This window comes from Klebsiella sp. HMSC16C06 (assembly GCF_001808325.1).
In the GTDB taxonomy this organism is placed as follows: domain Bacteria; phylum Pseudomonadota; class Gammaproteobacteria; order Enterobacterales; family Enterobacteriaceae; genus Klebsiella; species Klebsiella variicola.
Genome location: NZ_KV792984.1, coordinates 74,249 through 95,036 on the forward strand (window position 1 = coordinate 74,249; position 20,788 = coordinate 95,036).

The window sequence follows — 20,788 nt, forward strand, 5'->3', positions numbered from 1 at the left end:
TATCCCCGGTGGCGCTGCGCTTACCGGGGCTACGGGTTCTCAGTGGTCTGCGGACCGGTAGCCCGGATAAGGCGTGGACGCCGTCATCCGGGAAAAGTCATTACGGGCGAGTTCCAAACTCGCAGCTTTGCTGGGTCCAGCGGCGGGCCTGCTCGCTGAGGGTGAAGCCCAGACCATGGCGTTCGGAAACCCACATCCGGCCATCGCGCAGTTCTAGCTGCTCGTTAAACAGCGGGTTCAGCCACTCGAAGTGCTCCAGCCATGGCTCCAGCGGGTAGGCGGCGGCGAGATGCAGGTGCACCTCCATGGCAAAGTGCGGAGCCAGCTTGCGACCGTGCTTCGCGGCCAGATCCATTATTTTCAGGAACGGGGAGATCCCACCGACGCGCGGGGCATCCGGTTGCACGAAGTCGCTGGCGTTGCCGAGGATCAACTGCTCATGTTCGCGGAAGCTGGTCAGCATCTCGCCGGTGGCAATCGGCGTATCCAGCGCGGCGGCCAGCTGCGCGTGGCCTTCGACGTCATAGGCATCCAGCGGCTCCTCAATCCAGATCAGATTGAACGGCTCCATTTTGCGCCCCATGCGAATGGCGGTTTCGCGATCCCACTGCTGGTTGGCATCGACCATCAGCGGGAAGTCATCACCCAGCACTTCGCGCACCGCCGTCAGACGACGGATATCCTCGGCAGTATTAGGCTGACCGACTTTTAGTTTAATCCCGCCGATGCCGTTTTCACGGGAGATAGCCACGTTTTTCAACACCTGATCCAGGGGGGTATGCAGGAAGCCGCCGGAAGTGTTGTAGCACTGCACGGAATCACGATGTGAACCCAGCAGTTTGGCCAGCGGTAGACCGGCGCGTTTGGCTTTCATATCCCACAGGGCAATATCGATAGGGGAGATAGCTTGTACCGCCATTCCGCTCCGGCCGACGGAAGCCCCGGCCCACAGCAGTTTTGTGTAGATTTTGTCAATGTCGTTCGGATCTTCGCCAAGCAGATTATCGGCTATCTCTTTGGCGTGAGCGTAAATGCCCTGGCCGCCCGCACGTTTCGAGTAGCTAAAGCCGACGCCGGTGAATCCATCCCGGGAGTGAATTTCCGCGATGATAATCGCCACTTCGGTCAGGGGTTTTTGGCGACCGGTCAGCACTTTGGCATCGCTGACGGGGGTGGCCAGCGGCAGAAAAGCCAGCGACAGTTTAACGTGGTCAATGCGGTCACCGGTTTCAGCGGCGGTTTTGACGCCGAAAGCTTTGGCGTAGGTTACGGATTCGGAATTGGCGCTTGAGGTCATACTGGTGTCCTTTTTGATAATAAAATGATTGCGCTATCATTTGTAATGGTGAAATGATTTTGACGCTACGGTAGTGGTTTTAATTTGTACAAACGATCACAATTGGCCGTTATAAAGGCGAAAAATTTGCTGTGCAGGTCACAATCCAAAACAGTTTGTGAAAAGTGACAAGTCATAATGATAGCGATAACATTTTGTATTGCAGGTCGTTGATTCTGTTAGGGGAGACGCGGCGGGCGCTGGCAATTGCGTGGGGCATCATCAATAATGCCCACAGAAAACGACTTAACACAGGGGCTTAGCCGTGAAAAGCAAAAAACCGACGCGGGCGCCGACGCTGGAGGATGTGGCTCGCAGCGCCGGGTTGTCGCCGATGACGGTCAGTCGGGCGCTGAATACGCCCCAGCTGGTCAGGCCAAAAACGGTAGAGAAAGTGATGCAGGCTGTGCAGGCGACGGGCTATATCCCCAATGCGCTGGCCGGCGGCCTCGCCTCCAGGCGCAGCAAGCTGGTGGCGGTCGTGGTACCGCAAATCAATAACAATATGTTTGTCGATACCATCCAGGCGCTGAGCGATACCCTGGCGGCGCGCGGCTACCATATGCTGCTGTGCGTGGCGGGCTATGACCGGCAGACCGAGGCCGAGCTGGTCTCTACCTTGCTTTCGCGGCGCCCTGATGGCGTGGTGTTAACCGGCATCCAGCATGCGCCGCTGTTAAAGAAAACGATTCTTAACGCCGCCACGCCGGTGGTGGAAATCTGGGATCTCACCCCGACGCCGCTGGATATGCTGGTCGGTTTTTCCCATGAAAAAGTTGGCGAAACCATTGGCGAGTATGTACTGGAGAAAGGCTACCAGCGACCAGGCCTGCTGTGGGCGGGCGATGCGCGCGCGATGTTGCGTAAGCAGGGGCTCTGTGCCCGACTGGCTAAAAAAGGGCTGGACGATGCGCCTCAGGTTGAAGTGCCGCTCCCGGCGTCGCTGGCGCTGGGGCGGCGCGGTCTGGCGGAGCTGCTCGCCGCCAGCGAGTTTGATGTGATCATCTGCAGCTCAGACACCCTCGCCCAGGGGGCGATTATGGAAGCCGAAAGCCGGGGGCTACGCGTACCGCAGGATCTGGCGGTGATCGGTTTTGGCGATCTGGATTTCGCCGCCAGCAATCGTCCGGCTATCACTACCGTCAGCGTCGACCGTCATGCCATCGGTGAACGGGCCGCTACGCTGCTGGCTGACCGCATCGAAGGGGGAGAGGACAGCGGGGTGATTATAGATATCGGCTTTCAGCTGGTGGCACGAGAATCGGCGTAGGCCTGCCTTTTCAGGGCATGGTGTGCCGGGTGGGTGAGCGGCGAATTTCTGCCTACACTTAGGCTTTACCCTGGAGGCAGACCATGATTACCGTTTATGGCGTGCCGGGATGGGGCTCGACGATTAGCGAGCTGATGCTCTCCCTGGCCGATATTCCCTACGAGGTGGTTGACGTGGAGGGCTTTGACCAGCCCGGTCCGGCGCGCGAGCGTCTGCGGCAGATTAATCCGCTGTGCCAGGTGCCCACCCTGAGGCTGGCCGATGGGAGCATCATGACCGAAACCGCCGCCATCGCGCTGATGATCCTCGATCAGCGTCCCGATCTGGCCCCCGCGCCGGGCCGCCGCAGCGTCAACAGTTCCAGCGTTTGCTGGTCTGGCTGGTGGCCAACGTCTATCCTACCTTTACCTATGCCGATTATCCGGAACGCTGGGCGCCCGCCGCCGCGGAGCAGCTGGTGGAGAATTGTCGCCAGTACCGGAAAAATCTCTATCTCTGGTTCGAACAGCAGCTGGCTGCCGGGCCGTGGGCGCTGGGCGCGTCGGTAACGTTGCTGGATTGCTATATCGCGGCGATGTACAGCTGGGGGCCGCGACAGGCGTGGTTTGACGACCACGCGCCAAAATTCGCCGCCATCGCCCGGGCGGTCTGTCAGCGACCGGAGCTGGCCGTGGCGCTACGCCGTAACAAGCTGATTTAACGCACGCGATGGCAACCAGAACGGCCATTCTGTGGTAGCGTTATGGCTCTGACCACAAGGAGTCTTTGCTATGCCGCATGTAGATATTAAATGTTTTCCCCGTGAACTGACTGACGAACAAAAAACCGCGCTGGCCGCTGACATCACAGAGGTGCTGATCCGCCATCTGAACAGCAAAGAGAGCGCCGTCAGCGTCGCGCTGACTCAGGTTGAGCCGGACGCGTGGCAGGCGGTGTGGGACAGTGAGATCGCCCCGCAGATGGCGCAGCTGATAAAGAAGCCGGGTTATAGCATGTAATTGCCACTGGCGGGCATGATGCCCGCCAGTGACGCTCGGTCAGAACCAAATCTCCGTCTGCACGCCGAAGTTCCATGTCCCGCCAGAGGTAAAGCCTTTGCTGCCGAAATCATCGTTGATCGCATAACGATCCAGGTCTTTATCCCAGTTCATCCACGTGACAAAGAAACGTATCTCCGGCCGCGCTTTGATATCAAACACATCGCCCACTTTAAAGGTGGGGGCGAAGGTCAGCTTGTAGAAATCACCGCGGACCGCCTGATACTGATAAACGTTGTCATTATAGCGATAGCTGCGCCCGTTCGGATTGAGATCCATATACTGCCACGAGGCCTCATACAGCAGGGCGAAGTGAGCGGAGATCCCTTGCGATACCCGCAGGTTAAACGTCGCCCAGTCGTAGCGGTCGCCGTCGCGATAGCGGTCTTCGCTGTGCTGGGCTATCACCGACGGCGCCAGCTGCCAGTTTTTCCCCAGCGGCAGGATCCCGTACGACGCAAAGCGCAGGGAGGCCGCGTTCTCGGTCAGGTCGCCATCGCTCCCCGGCTGACGCGCTTCGGCGCCCAGCCCGACGCCGTACTGCAGGGCGCTTTCCGACACCCCTGGCGCCAGGCCGTAGAACTGCTGTTTGTCGTGCAGGGCCAGCATCGCGTAGTAGCCGTTTTTGGCGGTGTTATCGCTGCGCAGGGCATAGCTTCCGGTGGTCGAGGTATTATCTTTCAGGTCATCGTTACCCTGGGCGGTCATCACCGTGGTCATCAGCTGCCAGTTGCCGTAAAAATGGTTGGCGGTGAACAGCAGATTCTGAATGTCATTATCCGCGTAATTATCGCTGCCAAGGTCGCCGAAGTTACGCGCATATACCGAATAATCGCCGCGCAGGCCGCTTCCCCAGTCGACATCATTGATCCCGCCGCCGGTGCCACCGAGGAACATGATGTCGCTATCGGTAAAGTGGATATCGAAGTTATCCCGATCGAAGCGTTTGCCAGCCCAGATCGAGGCGCGTTTTAACGGCCCGGTGAACTCGGCGAAGTCGCCCATCTCGACGTACAGCTGACGAATGTTCAGATGGTGGCTGTCGTTGTCCTGAACCCACGGATCCGGGTTGGTGGCCCCGTCGGCGAGCATGGTCTTAAAGCGCGCCCATGAGCCATCGTTGAAGGTGAGCTTTTTGCCAAAGCTCAGCTCAGCGTAATTATCTTTTTCGTTGCCGAGACGACCGACGTGGGCATCGCCGTTGAGCGAACTGGCCGGGGAGATGCCTGGCCCGCCGCGGGCGCCTTTGCCGTGGCTGTTGACTAACATTCCGGAACGGGCATAGGCGTTAAAGGTAAAGCCATCGTCCGGGGCGCGCTTCGCCAGCTGTTCGCTCAGTTGCTGATTGGTAGCCTGCTGTTTTTGTTCGCGAGCCGTGGTCTGTTGGCTGAGCGCCTGCACCTGCTGCTCCGCCGCCGCCGCGCGCTGTTCGGCGGCGGCGGTTTTCTGTTCTGCCCGCTGCGCGCGGCGGCTGGCTTCGCTGGCCTGCTGTTCGGCGAGATTGAGGCGCGCTTCGAGCTGCGCCAGCCGTTGTTCGACGCTCAACCCGGCGGCGCTGGTGAGTGGAAAAAGGGCGCAGCAAACCGCTGCGCTAATCACAGAGATACGCATAAAAGTCCTTAATTTATCCAGAGGTTAAAGCAGCGGGGCGCCTTACATGGCGGGGGATTCTCCGGTGGCCGGGGCTGGCGAGGCGCCGCGTCCGGCATCGAGGTCGGCACGGATCTGCTCATAGTGATCGTCGAGGCGGTAGAAGCGGCCCATCCACAGCATCGAGGCGAGGATCAACAGCGCCGGAATGTACAGATAGCAGGCCTTGATGGCCAACAGGGCGCTGTCGCTTTGCGCCTGGTTGGCGATATAGCCGCCGGAGGAGAGCAGTGCCCCGGTGATCGCCCCGGCGCCGGCCATCGCCACCTTGCCAAGAAAGCCGTTTATCGAGGTCAGGATACCCGCGGTATTAATGCCGGTTTTCCACACGCCGTAATCCACCGGGTCGGCCTGCATCGAGAAATAGATAGCCGTACGCTGACCGGCGCCAAGGGAGAGGATCACCGCCCCGACGATCAGCCCCAGCGCGTAGGTGCCAGACAGCATCATCATCCCCATCCCGAGCAGATTGACCGCGCTGGCCACCAGATAGACATGACGTTTTTTCATGCGTCGGGCCAGCAGCGGGACGGTGAGGGTGCCGAGCAGGGGAACGAAGGTGGAGATCCCGGCGATAACCGCCGTCAGCTCGCTATTCCCGACGTAATAGTGGAAGAAGTACACCAGCGCTCCGGTCTGAAAGAAGAATGCCCCCCACATCAGAAATATATTGCTGGCGAAGATCCACCACGGACGATTGGCGCGCAGGCTAATCCAGGCGCGTTTCAGGGTCATGCGCTCCCCGCTGAGGGTAATCTTTTCTTCGACGTTGCGAAAGCTCACCAGCAGGAAAAAGGCCGCCAGTACGCCAAAAATCACCGCGGTATAGAGGAACCCCTGCTGCTGGTCGCCTTTGCCCAGCATGCCGACCAGCGGCAGGGTGGCCACGGCGACGAAGGTGGCCCCGAGGGATCCCAGCAGAATACGTACCGCCGACAGCGTGGTGCGCTCTGCGGAATCACTGGTTAAAAACGGCAGCATGGCGCAGAACGGAATGTTCACCAGGGTGTAGAGGAACGACAGACACAGATAGGTGATAAAGGCGTACAGCAGTTTGCCAGTGGTGCCGAAATCCGGCACATAAAAGGCCAGAATACACAGCAGACCAAAAGGCAGGGCGCCGATCAGCAGCCAGGGACGGCAGCGCCCCCAGCGGGTGGCGGTATTGTCGATCACCAGCCCCATCAGCACGTCGGCCACGCCGTCCACCAGCCGGGTAACCAGGAACATCAGCCCGACGTAATAGGCCGGGAGACCCATCACGTCGGTGTAAAAGAACATCAGATACAGAGAGATCATCTGCCACACAAGGTTGCAGGAGAGATCGGCAATGCCATAGCCAAGGCGCTGCCGCCACAGGGTAAACGTTGTTTCTGCCATAAATCACTCGCTTATCGTTGTTGTTAAAGTCCGTACTGGCGAATAAACCAGGCCGGGGTACAGCTCCACGCATGGCAGTAACTGTTAATGAGCTTACTGCCATACGGGGAAAAGTCAGGATGCTGTGGGTCGAAAATTTCCCAGAAGGTATCGGCGCCGGAGTCAACCATCGCCCCCCAGTAGGCTTTGATCTCCGCCACCGCCTCCTCGCGCAGGCCGCACTGCAGCAGGGCGACAATGTGATGATGGCGCAAGTACGGGGTATTCATGGCAATGGCGGGCGGCTGTTGCTGCAGGCGGCGCATCAGCGCTTGCCGCTGCCCGGCGGTGCCAACTTCCGCCAGTACCAGCCAGATCTGCGATGCCCATGAGACCTGGCGCGCGGCGCCGCTGATAAACACCTGCCGCTCGCTGTCCCACAGGTGGCGGAGGGCGGCCTCTTTCAGCTGCGCGAGCGTAGCGGTGTAGTCGGCTACCCGCTGCGGTTCAACACGCTGCGCCAGCCAGAGGGCACGCTGCAGGCAGTAGATAAGCACCCCCTGCGCCGACGACTGTTTATTCAGCTCTGCCTGCCAGTCGATAAATGCCCACCAGTCATCGCTGTCGCGCACCAGACCCTGGGGATCGCAGCGGGTCAGCGCCAGCTCGATTTGCCGCCGCGCCGTGGGCCACAGCTCACCGACGGTTTCCGTGTCGCCGGTGCTTTGCAGGTAGTTATAAAGTACGTCGATAAAAAATAATGAATAATCAAAGAGAAAGGTGTCATCGGCGCGCACATCAGGCTGGACAAAGACATTGGCGGAGACCATGCCGTCTTCCCGGGTATGGCCGGCAAACAAGTACAGGCAGCGGCGGACCAGATCGTGGTGGCCGAAGGTCACGTCATTGACCAACGCCTGCAGGCGCAGGTCGCCGAGCCACAGCCGACGGTCGCGTTTCGGCCCATCCTCAAATACCTCCTGCATGCAGTTTTGCAGGGTGCGAACCGCGACGCTATCAATAGCTTTCAACTGCGGATCGGCGATGACCGCCGGTTGCGGGCTGCCGGCTGAGGTAACGGTTTCCAGGGCTATCTCATCGAACTGCAGACGAAATTTGCGCGACAGCGCTTTGACCTCCACCTTCAGGTAGCGCAGGCAGTAGCGACGCGGCAGGTCAACCCGGGCGGGCAGGACGTCGAGCCACAGATCCTGTTGCTGCAACCAGCTACTGCTCAGCCACCCCTGGTACTCGCTGAACGGCTCGCAGACTTCGCTCAGCGTTTCGCCGAAGGTGAAGTGCAGATGGGCCGGGGCATCCGGCGGGCTGCCGACGCTGCGGCAGCTGAACTGCAGGTAGCCAACAAAATGGCTGCCAAAATCAATGATGATGCTGTCGCCGACGCGAAGCGGCTGCTGATAAAACTGCTCAGGCGTGCAGACGGTGTGTCCCCGCCAGCCGTTCAGCGCCGCCGGATCGGCGACGGCCTCGACGATGGCCTGCGGCGCCTGGCGCTGACGATGTAGCGCGGGCGTCAGGGCGGCCGCACGCTGTAATAAATGCGGATGGCGGGTCATCGCCACACTGGAATTGTATTGAATTGCCTGTGACATACTGCGTCCTCTCCATTAGGTTAGGCGCAGCATAGGCCGTCGTCTGGCGGCGCCACCACTCTGGCAATGCCAAACCGTCAGTGAAAATGGCAGGAATAATGAGGTGGGGGCGCTGGCGATCACAAATCCGCACATCGGGCGCGTGGCGAAGGTCGGAATAGATTATCGTGCCCCTGCGCACCAGGCTGTTCAGGATTTGCTGTAATGATGACACTGACCGTTGAGTATTATTTCACCCATCCCCAGGATAAGCTCGGCATGTACGCCAGCGACCCGGAAGATAATAGCCAGGAGCATGGCCACGAGTTTGCCGAGCTGGTGATCGTCGAGGAGGGGCATGGATTACACGTTATTAATGGCCGCCCGCTGTACATCCAGCAGGGCGATGTATTTTACGTCCAGCCTGGCGATGTCCACTATTATGATGAACTGGGGACGCTGAAGCTGATTAATGTCTTAATTAATCCGGCGGTGGCCTTTGGCTATTTACAGCAGATGGAGGGATTGCTGCAGCAATTATCCGCGCAGCGCGCCGCCTGCTATGGCTGGCTGGCGCCGGAGACTCGCAGCTATTGCCGGGAACTGGTGGAAAAGATATTTTCCCCGGCGCTGAGAGCGGCGGATAATACCCCGCAACGGGAGTCTCTCTTTTTCCAGCTGGTGACCACCATTCTCACAGCCGAGTCGGAAGCCGAATATAGCAGCACCCGCTATAAACTGCATAAATTACTCACCTGGCTGCAGGAGCACTGTTTCGAAGAACATAACTGGCAGCAACTGGCGGAGCAATTTCATCTCACCACCCGCACGGCGTTTCGCCATATTAAAGAGGCCACGGGCTTAACGCCGGATAATTATCTGAAACGTCTGCGACTGGTCTCCGCGCGGGTCAAATTACGTGAAACGGAGATGTCCATTACCGAAGTGGCTTATCTGTGCGGCTTCGCCAACAGCAACCACTTTACCACTCTGTATAAAAAAGTGTTTGGCCTGACCCCCAGCGCCGATCGCCGCCGCCCTCCGGGTTGAAAAGGGGGGGCCGCAGGCCGGGCAGGGGAAAAATCTGCCACCCGCGGCAGGTCACGCTTATTCGTCGAGGGAGTTTGCCCGCACATGACGACCGCTGGCGACAAAATTGCCGGTGCCAAGATGATGCAGGGTATTGAGCTTATCGTCGTCGAACTGCCAGCGTCCGGTGACGAATGCGCGTTCATCGGCGGCGGCAGACACCACCTCCCCGAACAGGGTGTCGTACTGGGTCTGGGCCGCCGTCGCCGGCAGCAGGCGGCACTCCATCCATGCCAGACACTTCTCCTCGATCAGCGGCAACCCCAGCTCCGGACCGGTCACTACCGGGATCCCCCAGGCATTGAATTTGTCCTCATCGCGGCCGCTGACGCTGCCGACGGCGTAGGTCCAGCTGGCGGCGGCGACGCCGGGAACCACAATGCCGAAGGTGCCGTTGCGCTCGATGATCTCCCGCGTCCAGGTGCTTTTATCCACCACGATAGCCACCCGCGGCGGGGCGAATTCCACCGGCATTGACCAGGCGGCGGCCATGACGTTGCGCCGGTCAGACGGGGCATCGTAGCTGGTGATCAAAATGGTCGGGCCGTGGTTGAGCAGGCGGCTGGCGTACTGCAGTTCAACGTGGCGAAAGCGGCTCATAGGCGTTCCTTGAATAATGGGTCGGTTGGCAGGTAACACGTTAAGCCGCAATGAAAATGTAATCAATACGTCATCTCGTCTGACTATAGTCGCCAGCACTAAGTCCCAAAGAGGATCACAATATGTTGGCTCCCCTGATGTTATCCCAGGTGAGCGTGCCCCGTCGGATGTCGGCCGCCGGGCAGGTCTCGCTGTCCCGAAAGGGAGGGCGATGATGCGCACGCTGACCCCTATCACCCTGCAGGAGGTCTCTTTTGCCTTCGCAGAGACTCCCGTTCTTGACCGTTTCTCGTTGCATATCGAACCCGGCCGCATCGTGGCGCTACTGGGTCCGTCCGGCTGCGGCAAAAGCACTTTGCTGCGTCTGCTGGCCGGGCTGAGCGTGCCGGTCAGCGGCGAAATCCGCTTTGGCGACAGGCTGGTCGCTCGCGCAGGATGGGGATTGCCCCCGGAGCAGCGCGATATCGGCATGGTTTTTCAGGATTACGCCCTCTGGCCGCATATGAGCGTGGCGCAGAACGTCGCCTTTCCGCTGCGCATGCGAGGTGTCTCCCGTAGCGAACGCGAGCGCCGGGTGAGCGAGGCGCTGGCGCGGGTAGGCCTCAACGGTTTCGCCGAACGTAAACCTTCTGGTCTTTCTGGCGGTCAGCAGCAGCGGGTGGCGCTGGCGCGGGCGATCGTCGCCGCGCCGCGGGTGCTGCTGTTTGATGAACCGCTCTCCAACCTGGATAGCGAACTGCGCGAATCGCTGTGCGGCGAAATGAGCCGCCTGTTGCGACAGCTCGGCATCACCGCCGTGTATGTCACCCATGATCGACGTGAAGCCGAGCTGTTAGCTGACCAGATTGTCTATTTATCCGCGGGCCGCGTGGCCGCTGTCCGCGCCGTTACGCCAACCTCAGGGGAAGTTGCATGAACACCGTTATGACCGTTAAGAAAGGAGTGGTACTCGCGATGGCTCTTTCCGCCATGATGCTCTCCAGCGCCCATGCGCTGACCGTTTACACCGCCGGACCCGGCTCGCTGGCGAAAAGCCTGGCCAGCGGTTTTGAACAACAGACCGGGGTGAAGGTGACGGTTTTCCAGGCCACCACCGGCAAAGTAATGGCCCGACTGGAGGCCGAGCAGGCCAACCCGCAGGCGGATGTGCTGATCTCCGCCTCGTGGGATACCGCCGAAGATCTGCACCAGCGGGGCTGGTTGCTGCCTTTTGCGAGCGCCAATGCCGACCAGGTACCGGCGAACCTGAAATCGGCGGACTATATCGCCCAGGGCGTCTCCGCCCTGGGCATTGTCTGGAACAGTAAAAGCGGTACCCCGGAACCGAAAGAGTGGCGGGATCTCACCCAGCCGGCGTTTAAAGACAAGGTGACAACCCCCGACCCGGCGCTCTCCGGCGCGTCGCTGGATTTGCTGATCGGGCTGCAAAACAGCATGGGCGACCAGGCCTGGCAACTGTTTGACGATCTGAAAAAGAACGGCATGGTGGTCAGCGGACCCAACGCCCAGGCGGTGACGCCGGTGATGCAGGGGGCGAAAGCGGCGGTATTTGGCGCGGTGGATTATGTCTCCTACGGCAATATTCAGCAGGGCGAGTCGCTGAAGGTGATCTTCCCGGCCAGCGGAACAGTGATTGCCCCGCGCCCGATGATGATCCTCAAAACCAGCCAGCATGCCGACGATGCCAAAGCCTTTATCGATTATGTGCTGTCGCCGGAAGGTCAGGCGAGGGTTGCCGATGCCTGGCTGATGCCCGCCCGCCGCGACGTGGCGGCCAAACGTCCGCTACTGGACGCGCTGAAGGTGCTGCCCACCACCAGCGAAGGCAGCAGCGAGCGGGGCGCCGTGCTCGCCCGCTTCAGTCAGCTGTACGCGCAGTAATTGATCCTGTTCCTCCGGCGCTGGCCGCCGGGGGACCCCTCAGCTTCAGGAACCGGTTGTGAAACAAACATTCCTTTCCGGCGCGACCCTCGCTGCCCTGGTGATGCTGGTCGCGTTGCCGTTAGTGTTTATTCTGCTGCAGGCGATTTTTCCCCACTTTAGCGCCGGTTCGCTCGGGGACGCCTTTGGCGGCGTCTCGGCGCTGCTGGCCGATCCCCAGTTACCGGCGATGCTCGGCGGTACGCTGTGGATCGCCGCCGGCGTGGCGCTGGTCAGCGTAATGATTGGCCTGCCGCTCGGCATCCTGCGCGGTATGTTTTCGCTGCCGCTACCCCGACTGTGGGATCTCCTGTTTTTGATCCCCTTTCTGACGCCGCCCTATATCTCGGCGCTCTCCTGGATGCTGGCCCTGCAAAGCCAGGGCTATCTGCAGCAGCTGACCGGCTGGCAACTGAACGATCTGCTGTTCAGCCGCAGCGGTATCGTGCTGGTGATGACCTTTAATATTTTCCCGGTGGTGTACTTTGCCGTCTCCCGCAGCCTGCTGGCGAGCGGGACCCGGCTGGCGGTGGTCGCCCGCGTCCATGGCGCCAGCGCCTGGCGCGCCTTCTGGCACGTGACACTGCCGATGCTCTCCCCGGCGCTGGCGGCGGGCACGCTGTTGGCGTTTACCCTCGCTATCGAGGAGTTTGGTGTACCGGCGGCGCTGGGCAGCCGGGCGGGAGTGGTGATGCTGACGGTCGGTATTGAGAAAAAGCTGGCCGACTGGCCGGTGGACCTTACCGGCGCCGCGCTGCTGTCGCTGCTGTTGATGGCGGTGGCGTTGTTCGCCTGGTGGCTGCAAAAGCGGCTGGTGGGGGAGAAAGAGGTCACCAGCGTCACCGGCAAGCCGGGAGAAAACCGCGGGGCATCGCTGGGCTGGATGACGCTGCCCGCCGTGCTGATAATGGCGGCCGTCGGCGGCCTGGCGGTCGGCGTCCCCGCCGCCTCGATGATGCTCACCAGCGTGATGGGCACGCTCTCAGGGGGCGTGAGTGTTGAGAATGTCACGCTACGTCACTTCGCGGCGCTGTTTGACCAGCAGGGGGATGCCCTGTCGGCCCTCGGCACCAGCCTGTCGCTGGCCCTGGGCTCGGCGCTGATTGTCGGCGCGCTGGGCCTGCTGGCCGCCTGGCTGGTGATGGTGCAGAAGATTAAAGGGCGCGGGATGGTGGACGCGCTGTCACTGATGCCGGCGGCGCTGCCGGGCGTGGTGGTAGGCGTCGGTTTGATCCTGCTGTGGAATCAGCCCTTCTGGCCGCGCTCGCCCTATAACACGCTGTGGATGTTGCTGCTCTCCTATTGCTGCCTGCTGTTGCCCTGGCCGGTGCGCTATGTCGGTAGCGCGCTGCGCCAGCTGGGCCACAATCTTGAGCCCGCCGCCCGGGTGCACGGGGCGTCGCCACTGCAGGCGCTGCGGTTGATTGTTCTGCCGCTGGTCTTTCCGGCGCTGCTGGCGGCGATGCTGATGGTGTTCGCGGTGGCCTCCCGGGAGCTGGTGACCTCGCTGCTGCTCTCTCCAGCCGGTACGCAAAACGTGGCGGTGTTTATCTGGCGCCAGTTCGAACAGGGTTCCGTCGGTCAGGGCATGGCGATGGCCAGCCTGACGTTGTTGACCGGTCTGGTCCTGATGCTGACGGCGCTGGCGCTGATGCAGCGCAGCACGCGCGGTTAACGACAAGCGCACAAAAAAGACGGTCGGCGCGGAAAAATAGGCTATAAATGTCGGACACCTACAGCTGGAGGCCTTGATGAGTCCCTTTTTACGCGCCTATTTTTCCCGTCTGGGCTGGACGGGTGAGCCTGATGTATCCATTGATACCCTGCGCGAACTGCATCTGCAGCATAACAGCGCCATCCCCTTTGAAAACCTCGACGTCCTGCTGCCGCGTGAGATCCACCTTGACGATCGGGCGCTGGAAGAGAAGCTGATCGCCGCCCGCCGCGGGGGGTATTGTTTTGAGCAAAATGGTCTCCTTGAGCGCGTGCTGCGCGAGATAGGCTTTAACGTCCGCAGCCTGCTTGGCCGCGTAGTGCTGGCCAATCCGCCGCAGATGCCGCCGCGTACTCACCGTTTATTGCTGGTGGAAGTGGCGGGCGAGCGCTGGATCGCCGACGTCGGCTTCGGCGGCCAGACGCTGACCGCGCCGATCAAACTGCTGGCCGATATCCCCCAGCAAACGCCGCATGGCAGCTATCGTCTGGTGCATGAAGGGGATGAGTGGACGCTGCAGTTCAACCATCACGAGCACTGGCAGTCGATGTACCATTTCGATTTAGGCCGCCAGTATGCGTCTGATTATGTGATGGGCAACTTCTGGTCGGCGCACTGGCCACAGTCTCACTTCCGTCACCATCTGCTGATGTGCCGTCATCTGCCGGACGGCGGCAAAATGACCCTCACCAACTTCCACTTTACCCACTGGGAGAATAACCACGTGGTGGAGAAGATCGATTTTGCCGATGTCTCCGCGCTGTATGAAGCGCTGCAGACCCGCTTCGGGCTGGGCGTGGACGATCCTAAACATGGCTTTAGTGAAGCGGCGCTGGCGGCGGTAATGGCGGCGTTCGATACCCATCCGGAAGCCGGGAAGTAAATTTCCTGATACCCGGTGGCGCTGCGCTGACCGGGCCTGTGAGACGACCCTGTAGGCCGGGCAAGGCGACAGCCGCCACCCGGCGAAATTACAGGTGCCGTGCCTGATATCTTGCCCGGCGGCGCTGCGCTTGCGCGGGCCTGGGAGGTATGAGCCTTTGAGAGGCCCCTGTAGGCCGGATAAGGCGTAGCCGCCATCCGGCATAAAGGCTGGAACCGGGGCTGAAAAATATGACCCGGAGTCGGCGCGAGCGCCTCGTCCGGGCTACCGGTAAATGGGCATGGCTGGGGCCGCCAGCCTTCAGCGGCGGGAGCGTACCACCTGGTAACGGCGGGTAAAATACTCCACCGGCGCACTCCAGACGTGAACCAGACGGGTGAAGGGGAAGATCAGAAAGATAGTCATCCCCAGCACCAGGTGGACGCGGTAAATCCACGCCACGCCGTCCAGATGCGCTGAGGCGCCGCCGTGGAAGGTGACCACCGCCTGCGCCCAGTCCACCAGCTTGAGCATTTCGCTGCCGTCCGGATGCCGGGCGGAGAAGGGGATGGTCGTCAGCCCCAGCGCGCACTGAATCAGCAGAATGCACAGGATCAAAATATCCGCGGTCGTGGAGGTGGCGCGAATGCGCGGGTTGGTCAGGCGGCGCATCAGCAGGCCGATACCGCCGACCAGGGTCAGCACGCCGCAGATGCCGCCGAGGATCATGGCCATCAGCTGCTTCTGCGACATCGGCAGGAACCACGAGTAGACCCAGTGCGGGGTCAGCATGCCAAAAAGATGGCCGAAGAAGATGCCGAGAATGCCGATATGAAATAAGTTCGACCATAGCACCATCCCGCGCTTATCCAGCATCTGGCTGGATGAGGCGCGCCAGGTATACTGCCCGTAATCGTAGCGCAGCCAGCTGCCCACCAGAAACACGGTGCCGCACAGGTAAGGGTAGATATCATAAAAGAAGACGTTCAGATACTGGATCATTTCGGGCCTCCGGCGCGGATGTCAACGTACTGCGGCGCCACATCCTGACTAAAGCGTCGTTGATAAGCTTGCATCGACGAGCTGTCGCAAGCGGTCGCGTTATCTTCGATAAACTTCACCTGCTCTTCTTCCCACACGGCGTCCAGCGCCTGACGGGTATCGTCGCGCTTTTCTCCCGCCACCTGTTTTGTGACACTGTCACTGGTGAGCGGGCTTTTAGCCAGCGCCAACAGGGCGTCAAACAGCTGATAATACGGACAGGCTCGCTGCTTCAGGCGGCCGCCGATCAGCGCCAGAATCGGCGCGATATTCTGCAGCCCTTCGCGCGCCTCCGCGGGGGGTAAAATACTGAGGTACTCAAGATACAGCGGCAGATGATCGGGCAGCTCGCGACAATCGATCTGCAGACCCGCCTGCTGATACTGATTCATCAGGTCGACCATCGCCTGGCCGCGGTCTCGCGACTCGGCATGCACATGTTCAAACAGCAGCAGCGAGGTGGCGCGCCCGCGCTCGAACACCTCGCACCACTCGGCCTGGCGATCCAACAGCGGAGCCGTCAGCAGCTCACTGACAAACGGCGTCAGGGAAGGGACATCGGCCCTGACCAGCGCCAGGGCGTCGTCGCGGTTCTCCCACAGTAACTCGTCGGGGTACTCCAGCAGCAGACCGATCACTTTCAGGATCCGCATCACTCGCCCTCCCCATGCTTACGCACGCCGCTGACGTCGATGGCGTCGATCCGCCGGCTGTTAAACAGGTTGAATTTCGTATCTGACCCGTGGCAGCCATCGCCGAAGGTAAAGCCGCAGCCGTTGCGTTCCGGGAAGGCATCCTCCGCCAGTTCGCGATGGCTGGTGGGGATCACGAAGCGGTCTTCGTAGTTGGCGATCGCCAGATAGCGATACATCTCTTCGACCTGCTCAACGCTGAGGTCCACCTCTTCAATGGCCCGGGTATCGGTGACGCCCTCGACGGTTTGCGAGCGCTTGTAGTGGCGCATCGCCATCATCCGTTTCAGCGCGCGCAAGACCGGGCCGGTATCGCCGGCGCTCAGCAGATTCGCCAGGTATTGCACCGGGATGCGTAGACTCTCAACCGCTGGCAGGATGTTGCCGTTGCCCGGCAGGCCGCCAGCGTCGGCAACCGACTGGATCGGCGACAGGGGCGGCACATACCAGACCATCGGCAGGGTGCGATACTCCGGATGCAGCGGCAGGGCCAGCTTCCAGTCCATCGCCAGCTTATAGACCGGCGACTTCTGCGCCGCCTCAATGACGTTGTGCGGGATCCCTTGTTTTAGCGCTTCCTCAATGACCGCCGGATCGTTTGGATTAAGGAACACCTCGCACTGGCGCTCATAGAGGTCGGCTTCATGTTCAGTGCTGGCCGCTTCTTCGATACGGTCCGCGTCGTACAGCAGCACGCCAAGGTAGCGGATGCGGCCAACGCAGGTTTCTGAGCAGACCGTTGGCTGCCCGGACTCAATACGCGGATAGCAGAAAATGCATTTTTCCGACTTGCCGCTCTTCCAGTTAAAGTAGATTTTTTTATACGGACAGCCGCTGATGCACATCCGCCAGCCGCGGCATTTGTCCTGATCGATCAGTACGATGCCATCTTCCTCACGCTTGTAGATCGCGCCGCTCGGGCAGGTGGCCACGCAGCTCGGATTGAGGCAGTGCTCGCACAGGCGCGGCAGATACATCATGAAGGTATTTTCGAACTGGCCGTACATCTCTTTTTGCATGGCTTCGAAGTTACGGTCGCGGGCGCGTTTCTCGAATTCGCCGCCGAGCAGCTCCTCCCAGTTAGGGCCCCAGTTAATCTTATCCATACGCTCGCCGCTGATCAGCGAGCGCGGGCGGGCGGTCGGCAGATATTTGCCCTCCGGCGCGTTGTGCAGATGCTGGTAGTCGTAGGTAAAGGGTTCGTAGTAATCGTCGATCGCCGGCAGCACCGGGTTGGCGAAAATCTTCGATAATACGCTGACCCGATTGCCGAGACGGGGCGTCAGTTTACCGCTAATGCCGCGGATCCAGCCGCCTTGCCACTGATCCTGGTCCTCCCAGTTTTTTGGGTAGCCAATGCCCGGTTTGGTCTCCACGTTATTGAACCACGCGTACTCCATGCCTTCGCGGCTGCTCCAGACGTTTTTACAGGTGACCGAGCAGGTGTGACAGCCGATGCATTTGTCCAGATTCAGCACCATTCCAACCTGAGAACGGATTTTCATTTTTTCGCCTCCTGTACCTGATCGCGACCTTCGTCATCCAGCCAGGCAATATTCTTCATTTTGCGGATCATGATGAACTCGTCGCGGTTCGAACCGACGGTGCCGTAGTAGTTAAAGCCATAGGCCAGCTGGGCGTAGCCGCCAATCATGTGCGTTGGCTTCGGACAGACGCGGGTTACCGAGTTATGAATACCGCCGCGACGACCGGTCACTTCCGAACCCGGGATATTCATAATCCGTTCCTGAGCGTGGTACATCATGGTCATCCCCGGCGGCACCCGCTGGCTCACCACCGCCCGCGCGGTGAGAGCCCCGTTGGCGTTGAACGCTTCAATCCAGTCGTTATCTTCAATGCCCAGTTCTTTCGCGTCGGTTTCGCTAAGCCAGACGATCGGCCCGCCGCGCGACAGCGTCAGCATCAACAGGTTTTCGCTATAGGTGGAGTGGATCCCCCACTTCTGGTGCGGCGTCAGGAAATTCAGCGCTTTTTCCGGGAAACCGTTTGGCGGCACGGCCTTCATCTGGCTGACGCTTCGGGTATCAATGGGCGGGCGATAGGCCACCAGGCTTTCGCCGAAGGCGCGCATCCACGGATGGTCCTGATACAGCTGCTGGCGGCCGGAGAGGGTGCGCCAGGGGATCAGCTCATGCACGTTGGTATAACCGGCATTGTAGGAGACGTGCTCGCTTTCCAGTCCGGACCACGTCGGGCTGGAGATAATTTTGCGCGGCTGCGCCTGAATATCGCGAAAGCGGATCTTCTCATCCTCTTTATTGAGCGCCAGATGGGTATGATCGCGGCCGGTAAACGCTCCCAGCGCCTGCCAGGCTTTCACCGCCACCTGGCCGTTGGTTTCCGGCGCGAGGCTGAGAATAACTTCAGAGGCGTCAATGGCGCTGTCGATCCGCGGCCGGCCTTTGGCCGGACCGTCGGGCTTGACGTAGTTAAGCTTGGCGAGGAAATCGACTTCGCTTTGCGTATTCCACGCGATGCCTTTCCCGCCGTTGCCGAGCTTATCGAGCAGCGGGCCGAGAGAGGTGAAGCGGTCCCAGGTGGCCGGGTAGTCGCGTTCCACCAGGGCAATGGACGGTGCGGTTTTGCCTGGAATGAGATCGCATTCGCCTTTGCGCCAGTCAAGCACCTCGAACGGCTGCGACAGTTCGCCGGGGGAATCATGCTGCAGTGGGACCAGCACCACATCGGTCTCTTTCCCGAGATGGCCAACACAGACCTGCGAGAAGGATTTAGCGATATCCTTGTAGATCTCCCAGTCGCTCTTTGCCTCCCAGGCCGGGTCGACGGCGGCGGAGAGCGGGTGGATAAACGGGTGCATGTCCGAGGTGTTCATATCGTCTTTTTCATACCAGGTGGCGGTCGGCAGGACAATATCGGAGAAGAGACAGGTACTGGACATGCGGAAATCGAGGGTCACCAGGAGATCGAGTTTGCCCTCAATCGCCGCGGTCTGCCACTCGACTTCCTCAGGTTTTACCTCATCGCTGGCGCCCAGTTCATCACCCTGAATACCGCTGTCGGTCCCGAGCAGGTATTTCAACATGTACTCATGCCCCTTACCGGACGATCCCAGCAGGTTAGAACGCCAGATAAACAGGTTGCGCGGATGGTTTTTGCCGCTATCCGGCTGCTCGGCGGCAAAGCGAATATCGCCTGATTTTAAGGACTGGACGGTGAACTCAGCGGGGGAGAGCCCGGTAGCCTCGGCCTGCTGCTTAATGGTCAGCGGGTTGACGTTGAGCTGGGGCGCAGAGGGTAACCAGCCCATCCGTTCCGCACGGACGTTGAAGTCGATAAGGCTGCCGCTGAATTTGCTGGCGTCGGCCAGCGGCGACAGCAGCTCCTGCGCGGTCAGCTTTTCGTAGCGCCACTGGCTGGCGTGGTTGTAGAAATAAGAGGTACTGTTCATCTGCCGCGGCGGACGAGTCCAGTCCAGCGCGAACGCCAGCGGCAGCCAGCCGGTCTGCGGGCGCAGTTTCTCCTGGCCGACATAGTGCGACCAGCCGCCGCCGCTCTGACCGACGCAGCCGCAGAACACCAGCATATTGATCATCCCGCGGTAGTTCATATCCATGTGGTACCAGTGGTTCACACCGGCGCCGAGGATAATCATCGAACGGCCATGGGTTTTATGCGCCGTCTCGGCGAACTCGCGGGCGATTTGCTCGATATGGTGACGCGGCACGCCGGTGATCTGCTCGGCCCACGCCGGGGTATAGGCTTTGACATCCGCGAAGTCGCGCGCGGCATTGGCATCGTCAAGACCGCGATCCAGACCGTAGTTAGCCAGCACCAGGTCATACACGCTCACCACCAAAGCGCTCTCGCCATTGGCCAACGGTAGCTGTTTAGCCGGCAGTTGATGAAGCGTTACCGGCTCCTGCTTCACGCTGCGGAAATGCGGGTTTTCATTGCCGCCGAAGTAGGGGAAGCCGACCGACACCACGCTATCGTGCATATCCAGCAGCGACAGTTTTAAGTCGACGTCCCGGCCGTTAGCCCGTTGTTCGAGATTCCATTTGCCTTTTTCGCCCCAGCGAAAGCCGATGGAGCCGTTCGGCGCGACCAGTTCGCCGTCAGCGTTACAGGCGACGGTTTTCCATTCCGGGTTATTACTTTCCCCGAGACCGTCAAGCAGGTCGGAAGCACGCAGCATACGGCCCGGCGTATAGCTGCCGTCGTCGCGCGGCTCGAGCATCACCAGCATCGGCATGTCGGTGTAGGTCCGGCAGTAGTTAAGAAAGTAATCGCTCGGGTTATCGAGGTGGAAGGCTTTAAGGATCACGTGGCCCATGGCCATCGCCAGCGCGCTGTCGGTGCCTTGTTTTGGCGCCAGCCACTGGTCGCAGAGCTTGGCGACTTCCGAATAGTCCGGCGTGATGGCGATGGTTTTGGTGCCCTTGTAGCGTACTTCGGTAAAGAAGTGGGCGTCCGGGGTTCGGGTCTGCGGGACGTTGGAGCCCCAGGCAATAATGTAGCTGGAGTTGTACCAGTCGGCGGATTCCGGCACGTCGGTTTGTTCGCCCCAGGTCATCGGCGAGGCGGGGGGGAGATCGCAGTACCAGTCATAAAAGCTCAGGCAGGTGCCGCCGATCAGCGACAGAT

16 protein-coding genes and 1 pseudogene are annotated in these 20,788 nt (G+C 60.4%); 8 read left to right on the plus strand and 9 right to left on the minus strand.

What is annotated here, in order from left to right; genetic code table 11:
• Positions 1-100: 100 nt before the first annotated feature.
• The gene (locus tag HMPREF3142_RS02715; RefSeq protein ID WP_012541576.1) at positions 101-1,297 is read right to left on the minus strand and encodes an L-talarate/galactarate dehydratase; all 1,197 of its coding nucleotides are present in this window, start codon (positions 1,295-1,297) and stop codon (positions 101-103) included.
• Between the two features lie 304 nt (positions 1,298-1,601).
• On the opposite strand from HMPREF3142_RS02715, the gene HMPREF3142_RS02720 reads away from it, so the two are divergent.
• The 3 genes and pseudogenes from HMPREF3142_RS02720 (at position 1,602) to pptA (ending at position 3,604) form a co-directional block, all read left to right on the plus strand.
• Positions 1,602-2,606 (plus strand): LacI family DNA-binding transcriptional regulator, encoded by a 1,005-nt coding sequence (locus HMPREF3142_RS02720; RefSeq protein ID WP_016161162.1) that lies wholly within the window; start codon positions 1,602-1,604, stop codon positions 2,604-2,606.
• An 83-nt stretch (positions 2,607-2,689) separates the two neighbouring features.
• Positions 2,690-3,306, plus strand: a pseudogene (locus tag HMPREF3142_RS02725) (glutathione S-transferase family protein).
• 70 nt (positions 3,307-3,376) lie between these two features.
• A complete protein-coding gene (pptA, locus tag HMPREF3142_RS02730) occupies positions 3,377-3,604 on the plus strand; it encodes a tautomerase PptA (RefSeq protein WP_002906690.1) in 228 nt (75 codons plus the stop codon).
• Between the two features lie 39 nt (positions 3,605-3,643).
• Here pptA and HMPREF3142_RS02735 read toward each other — a convergent pair whose 3' ends face one another.
• From HMPREF3142_RS02735 to HMPREF3142_RS02745, 3 genes are read right to left on the minus strand one after another with little or no spacing between them, the layout of a single operon-like run.
• On the minus strand, positions 3,644-5,254 hold the full coding sequence (locus tag HMPREF3142_RS02735; RefSeq protein WP_070611527.1) for a carbohydrate porin: 1,611 nt from the start codon (positions 5,252-5,254) through the stop codon (positions 3,644-3,646).
• 42 nt (positions 5,255-5,296) lie between these two features.
• The gene (locus HMPREF3142_RS02740; RefSeq protein ID WP_070611529.1) at positions 5,297-6,673 is read right to left on the minus strand and encodes an MFS transporter; all 1,377 of its coding nucleotides are present in this window, start codon (positions 6,671-6,673) and stop codon (positions 5,297-5,299) included.
• 23 nt (positions 6,674-6,696) lie between these two features.
• The gene (locus tag HMPREF3142_RS02745; protein WP_032730487.1) at positions 6,697-8,265 is read right to left on the minus strand and encodes an alpha-L-rhamnosidase-related protein; all 1,569 of its coding nucleotides are present in this window, start codon (positions 8,263-8,265) and stop codon (positions 6,697-6,699) included.
• A 204-nt stretch (positions 8,266-8,469) separates the two neighbouring features.
• Here HMPREF3142_RS02745 and HMPREF3142_RS02750 point away from each other — a divergent pair, with 204 nt between their 5' ends.
• Positions 8,470-9,294, plus strand: a complete 825-nt coding sequence (locus HMPREF3142_RS02750; protein WP_023340230.1) for a helix-turn-helix domain-containing protein — start codon at positions 8,470-8,472, stop codon at positions 9,292-9,294.
• A gap of 57 nt (positions 9,295-9,351) precedes the next feature.
• On the opposite strand, the gene HMPREF3142_RS02755 is transcribed toward HMPREF3142_RS02750, so the two are convergent.
• Positions 9,352-9,933, minus strand: a complete 582-nt coding sequence (locus HMPREF3142_RS02755; protein WP_004151228.1) for a flavin reductase family protein — start codon at positions 9,931-9,933, stop codon at positions 9,352-9,354.
• Between the two features lie 211 nt (positions 9,934-10,144).
• Between HMPREF3142_RS02755 and HMPREF3142_RS02760 the strand changes: the two genes are divergently transcribed.
• The 4 genes from HMPREF3142_RS02760 to nhoA all read left to right on the plus strand — a co-directional run bounded on the left by HMPREF3142_RS02760 (position 10,145) and on the right by nhoA (position 14,450).
• Positions 10,145-10,849 carry an ABC transporter ATP-binding protein gene (locus HMPREF3142_RS02760; protein ID WP_008804720.1) on the plus strand — a complete coding sequence of 235 codons (705 nt, stop codon included), beginning with the start codon at positions 10,145-10,147 and terminating at the stop codon, positions 10,847-10,849.
• Positions 10,846-11,814, plus strand: a complete 969-nt coding sequence (locus tag HMPREF3142_RS02765) for an ABC transporter substrate-binding protein (RefSeq protein ID WP_008804721.1) — start codon at positions 10,846-10,848, stop codon at positions 11,812-11,814. Before HMPREF3142_RS02760 ends, HMPREF3142_RS02765 begins: the two co-directional genes overlap by 4 nt.
• A gap of 58 nt (positions 11,815-11,872) precedes the next feature.
• The gene (locus HMPREF3142_RS02770; RefSeq protein ID WP_070611531.1) at positions 11,873-13,528 is read left to right on the plus strand and encodes an ABC transporter permease; all 1,656 of its coding nucleotides are present in this window, start codon (positions 11,873-11,875) and stop codon (positions 13,526-13,528) included.
• A gap of 76 nt (positions 13,529-13,604) precedes the next feature.
• A complete protein-coding gene (nhoA, locus tag HMPREF3142_RS02775) occupies positions 13,605-14,450 on the plus strand; it encodes an N-hydroxyarylamine O-acetyltransferase (protein WP_016161153.1) in 846 nt (281 codons plus the stop codon).
• 300 nt (positions 14,451-14,750) lie between these two features.
• On the opposite strand, the gene narI is transcribed toward nhoA, so the two are convergent.
• The 4 genes from narI to HMPREF3142_RS02795 all read right to left on the minus strand — a co-directional run.
• Positions 14,751-15,431 (minus strand): respiratory nitrate reductase subunit gamma, encoded by a 681-nt coding sequence (narI, locus tag HMPREF3142_RS02780; protein WP_009484267.1) that lies wholly within the window; start codon positions 15,429-15,431, stop codon positions 14,751-14,753.
• Entirely contained in the window at positions 15,428-16,123 is a 696-nt protein-coding gene (gene narW / locus HMPREF3142_RS02785) for a nitrate reductase molybdenum cofactor assembly chaperone (protein ID WP_004180106.1), read from the minus strand. The genes narI and narW overlap by 4 nt, the downstream gene beginning before the upstream one ends.
• On the minus strand, positions 16,123-17,667 hold the full coding sequence (gene narH / locus HMPREF3142_RS02790; protein ID WP_070611533.1) for a nitrate reductase subunit beta: 1,545 nt from the start codon (positions 17,665-17,667) through the stop codon (positions 16,123-16,125). The genes narW and narH overlap by 1 nt, the downstream gene beginning before the upstream one ends.
• Positions 17,664-20,788, minus strand: a 3,125-nt coding sequence (locus HMPREF3142_RS02795; protein WP_228706460.1) for a nitrate reductase subunit alpha, incomplete at its 5' end; no start/stop codon positions are given. The genes narH and HMPREF3142_RS02795, both read right to left, overlap by 4 nt.

Excerpts from the sequence above, each read along its gene's own strand:
- HMPREF3142_RS02715 (WP_012541576.1), bottom strand. The coding sequence starts at position 1,297 with ATGACCTCAAGCGCCAATTCCGAATCCGTAACCTACGCCAAAGCTTTC.
- pptA (WP_002906690.1), top strand. The coding sequence starts at position 3,377 with ATGCCGCATGTAGATATTAAATGTTTTCCCCGTGAACTGACTGACGAA.
- HMPREF3142_RS02735 (WP_070611527.1), bottom strand. The coding sequence starts at position 5,254 with ATGCGTATCTCTGTGATTAGCGCAGCGGTTTGCTGCGCCCTTTTTCCA.
- HMPREF3142_RS02740 (WP_070611529.1), bottom strand. The coding sequence starts at position 6,673 with ATGGCAGAAACAACGTTTACCCTGTGGCGGCAGCGCCTTGGCTATGGC.
- HMPREF3142_RS02745 (WP_032730487.1), bottom strand. The coding sequence starts at position 8,265 with ATGTCACAGGCAATTCAATACAATTCCAGTGTGGCGATGACCCGCCAT.
- HMPREF3142_RS02750 (WP_023340230.1), top strand. The coding sequence starts at position 8,470 with ATGATGACACTGACCGTTGAGTATTATTTCACCCATCCCCAGGATAAG.
- HMPREF3142_RS02755 (WP_004151228.1), bottom strand. The coding sequence starts at position 9,933 with ATGAGCCGCTTTCGCCACGTTGAACTGCAGTACGCCAGCCGCCTGCTC.
- HMPREF3142_RS02760 (WP_008804720.1), top strand. The coding sequence starts at position 10,145 with ATGATGCGCACGCTGACCCCTATCACCCTGCAGGAGGTCTCTTTTGCC.
- HMPREF3142_RS02765 (WP_008804721.1), top strand. The coding sequence starts at position 10,846 with ATGAACACCGTTATGACCGTTAAGAAAGGAGTGGTACTCGCGATGGCT.
- nhoA (WP_016161153.1), top strand. The coding sequence starts at position 13,605 with ATGAGTCCCTTTTTACGCGCCTATTTTTCCCGTCTGGGCTGGACGGGT.
- narI (WP_009484267.1), bottom strand. The coding sequence starts at position 15,431 with ATGATCCAGTATCTGAACGTCTTCTTTTATGATATCTACCCTTACCTG.
- narW (WP_004180106.1), bottom strand. The coding sequence starts at position 16,123 with ATGCGGATCCTGAAAGTGATCGGTCTGCTGCTGGAGTACCCCGACGAG.
- narH (WP_070611533.1), bottom strand. The coding sequence starts at position 17,667 with ATGAAAATCCGTTCTCAGGTTGGAATGGTGCTGAATCTGGACAAATGC.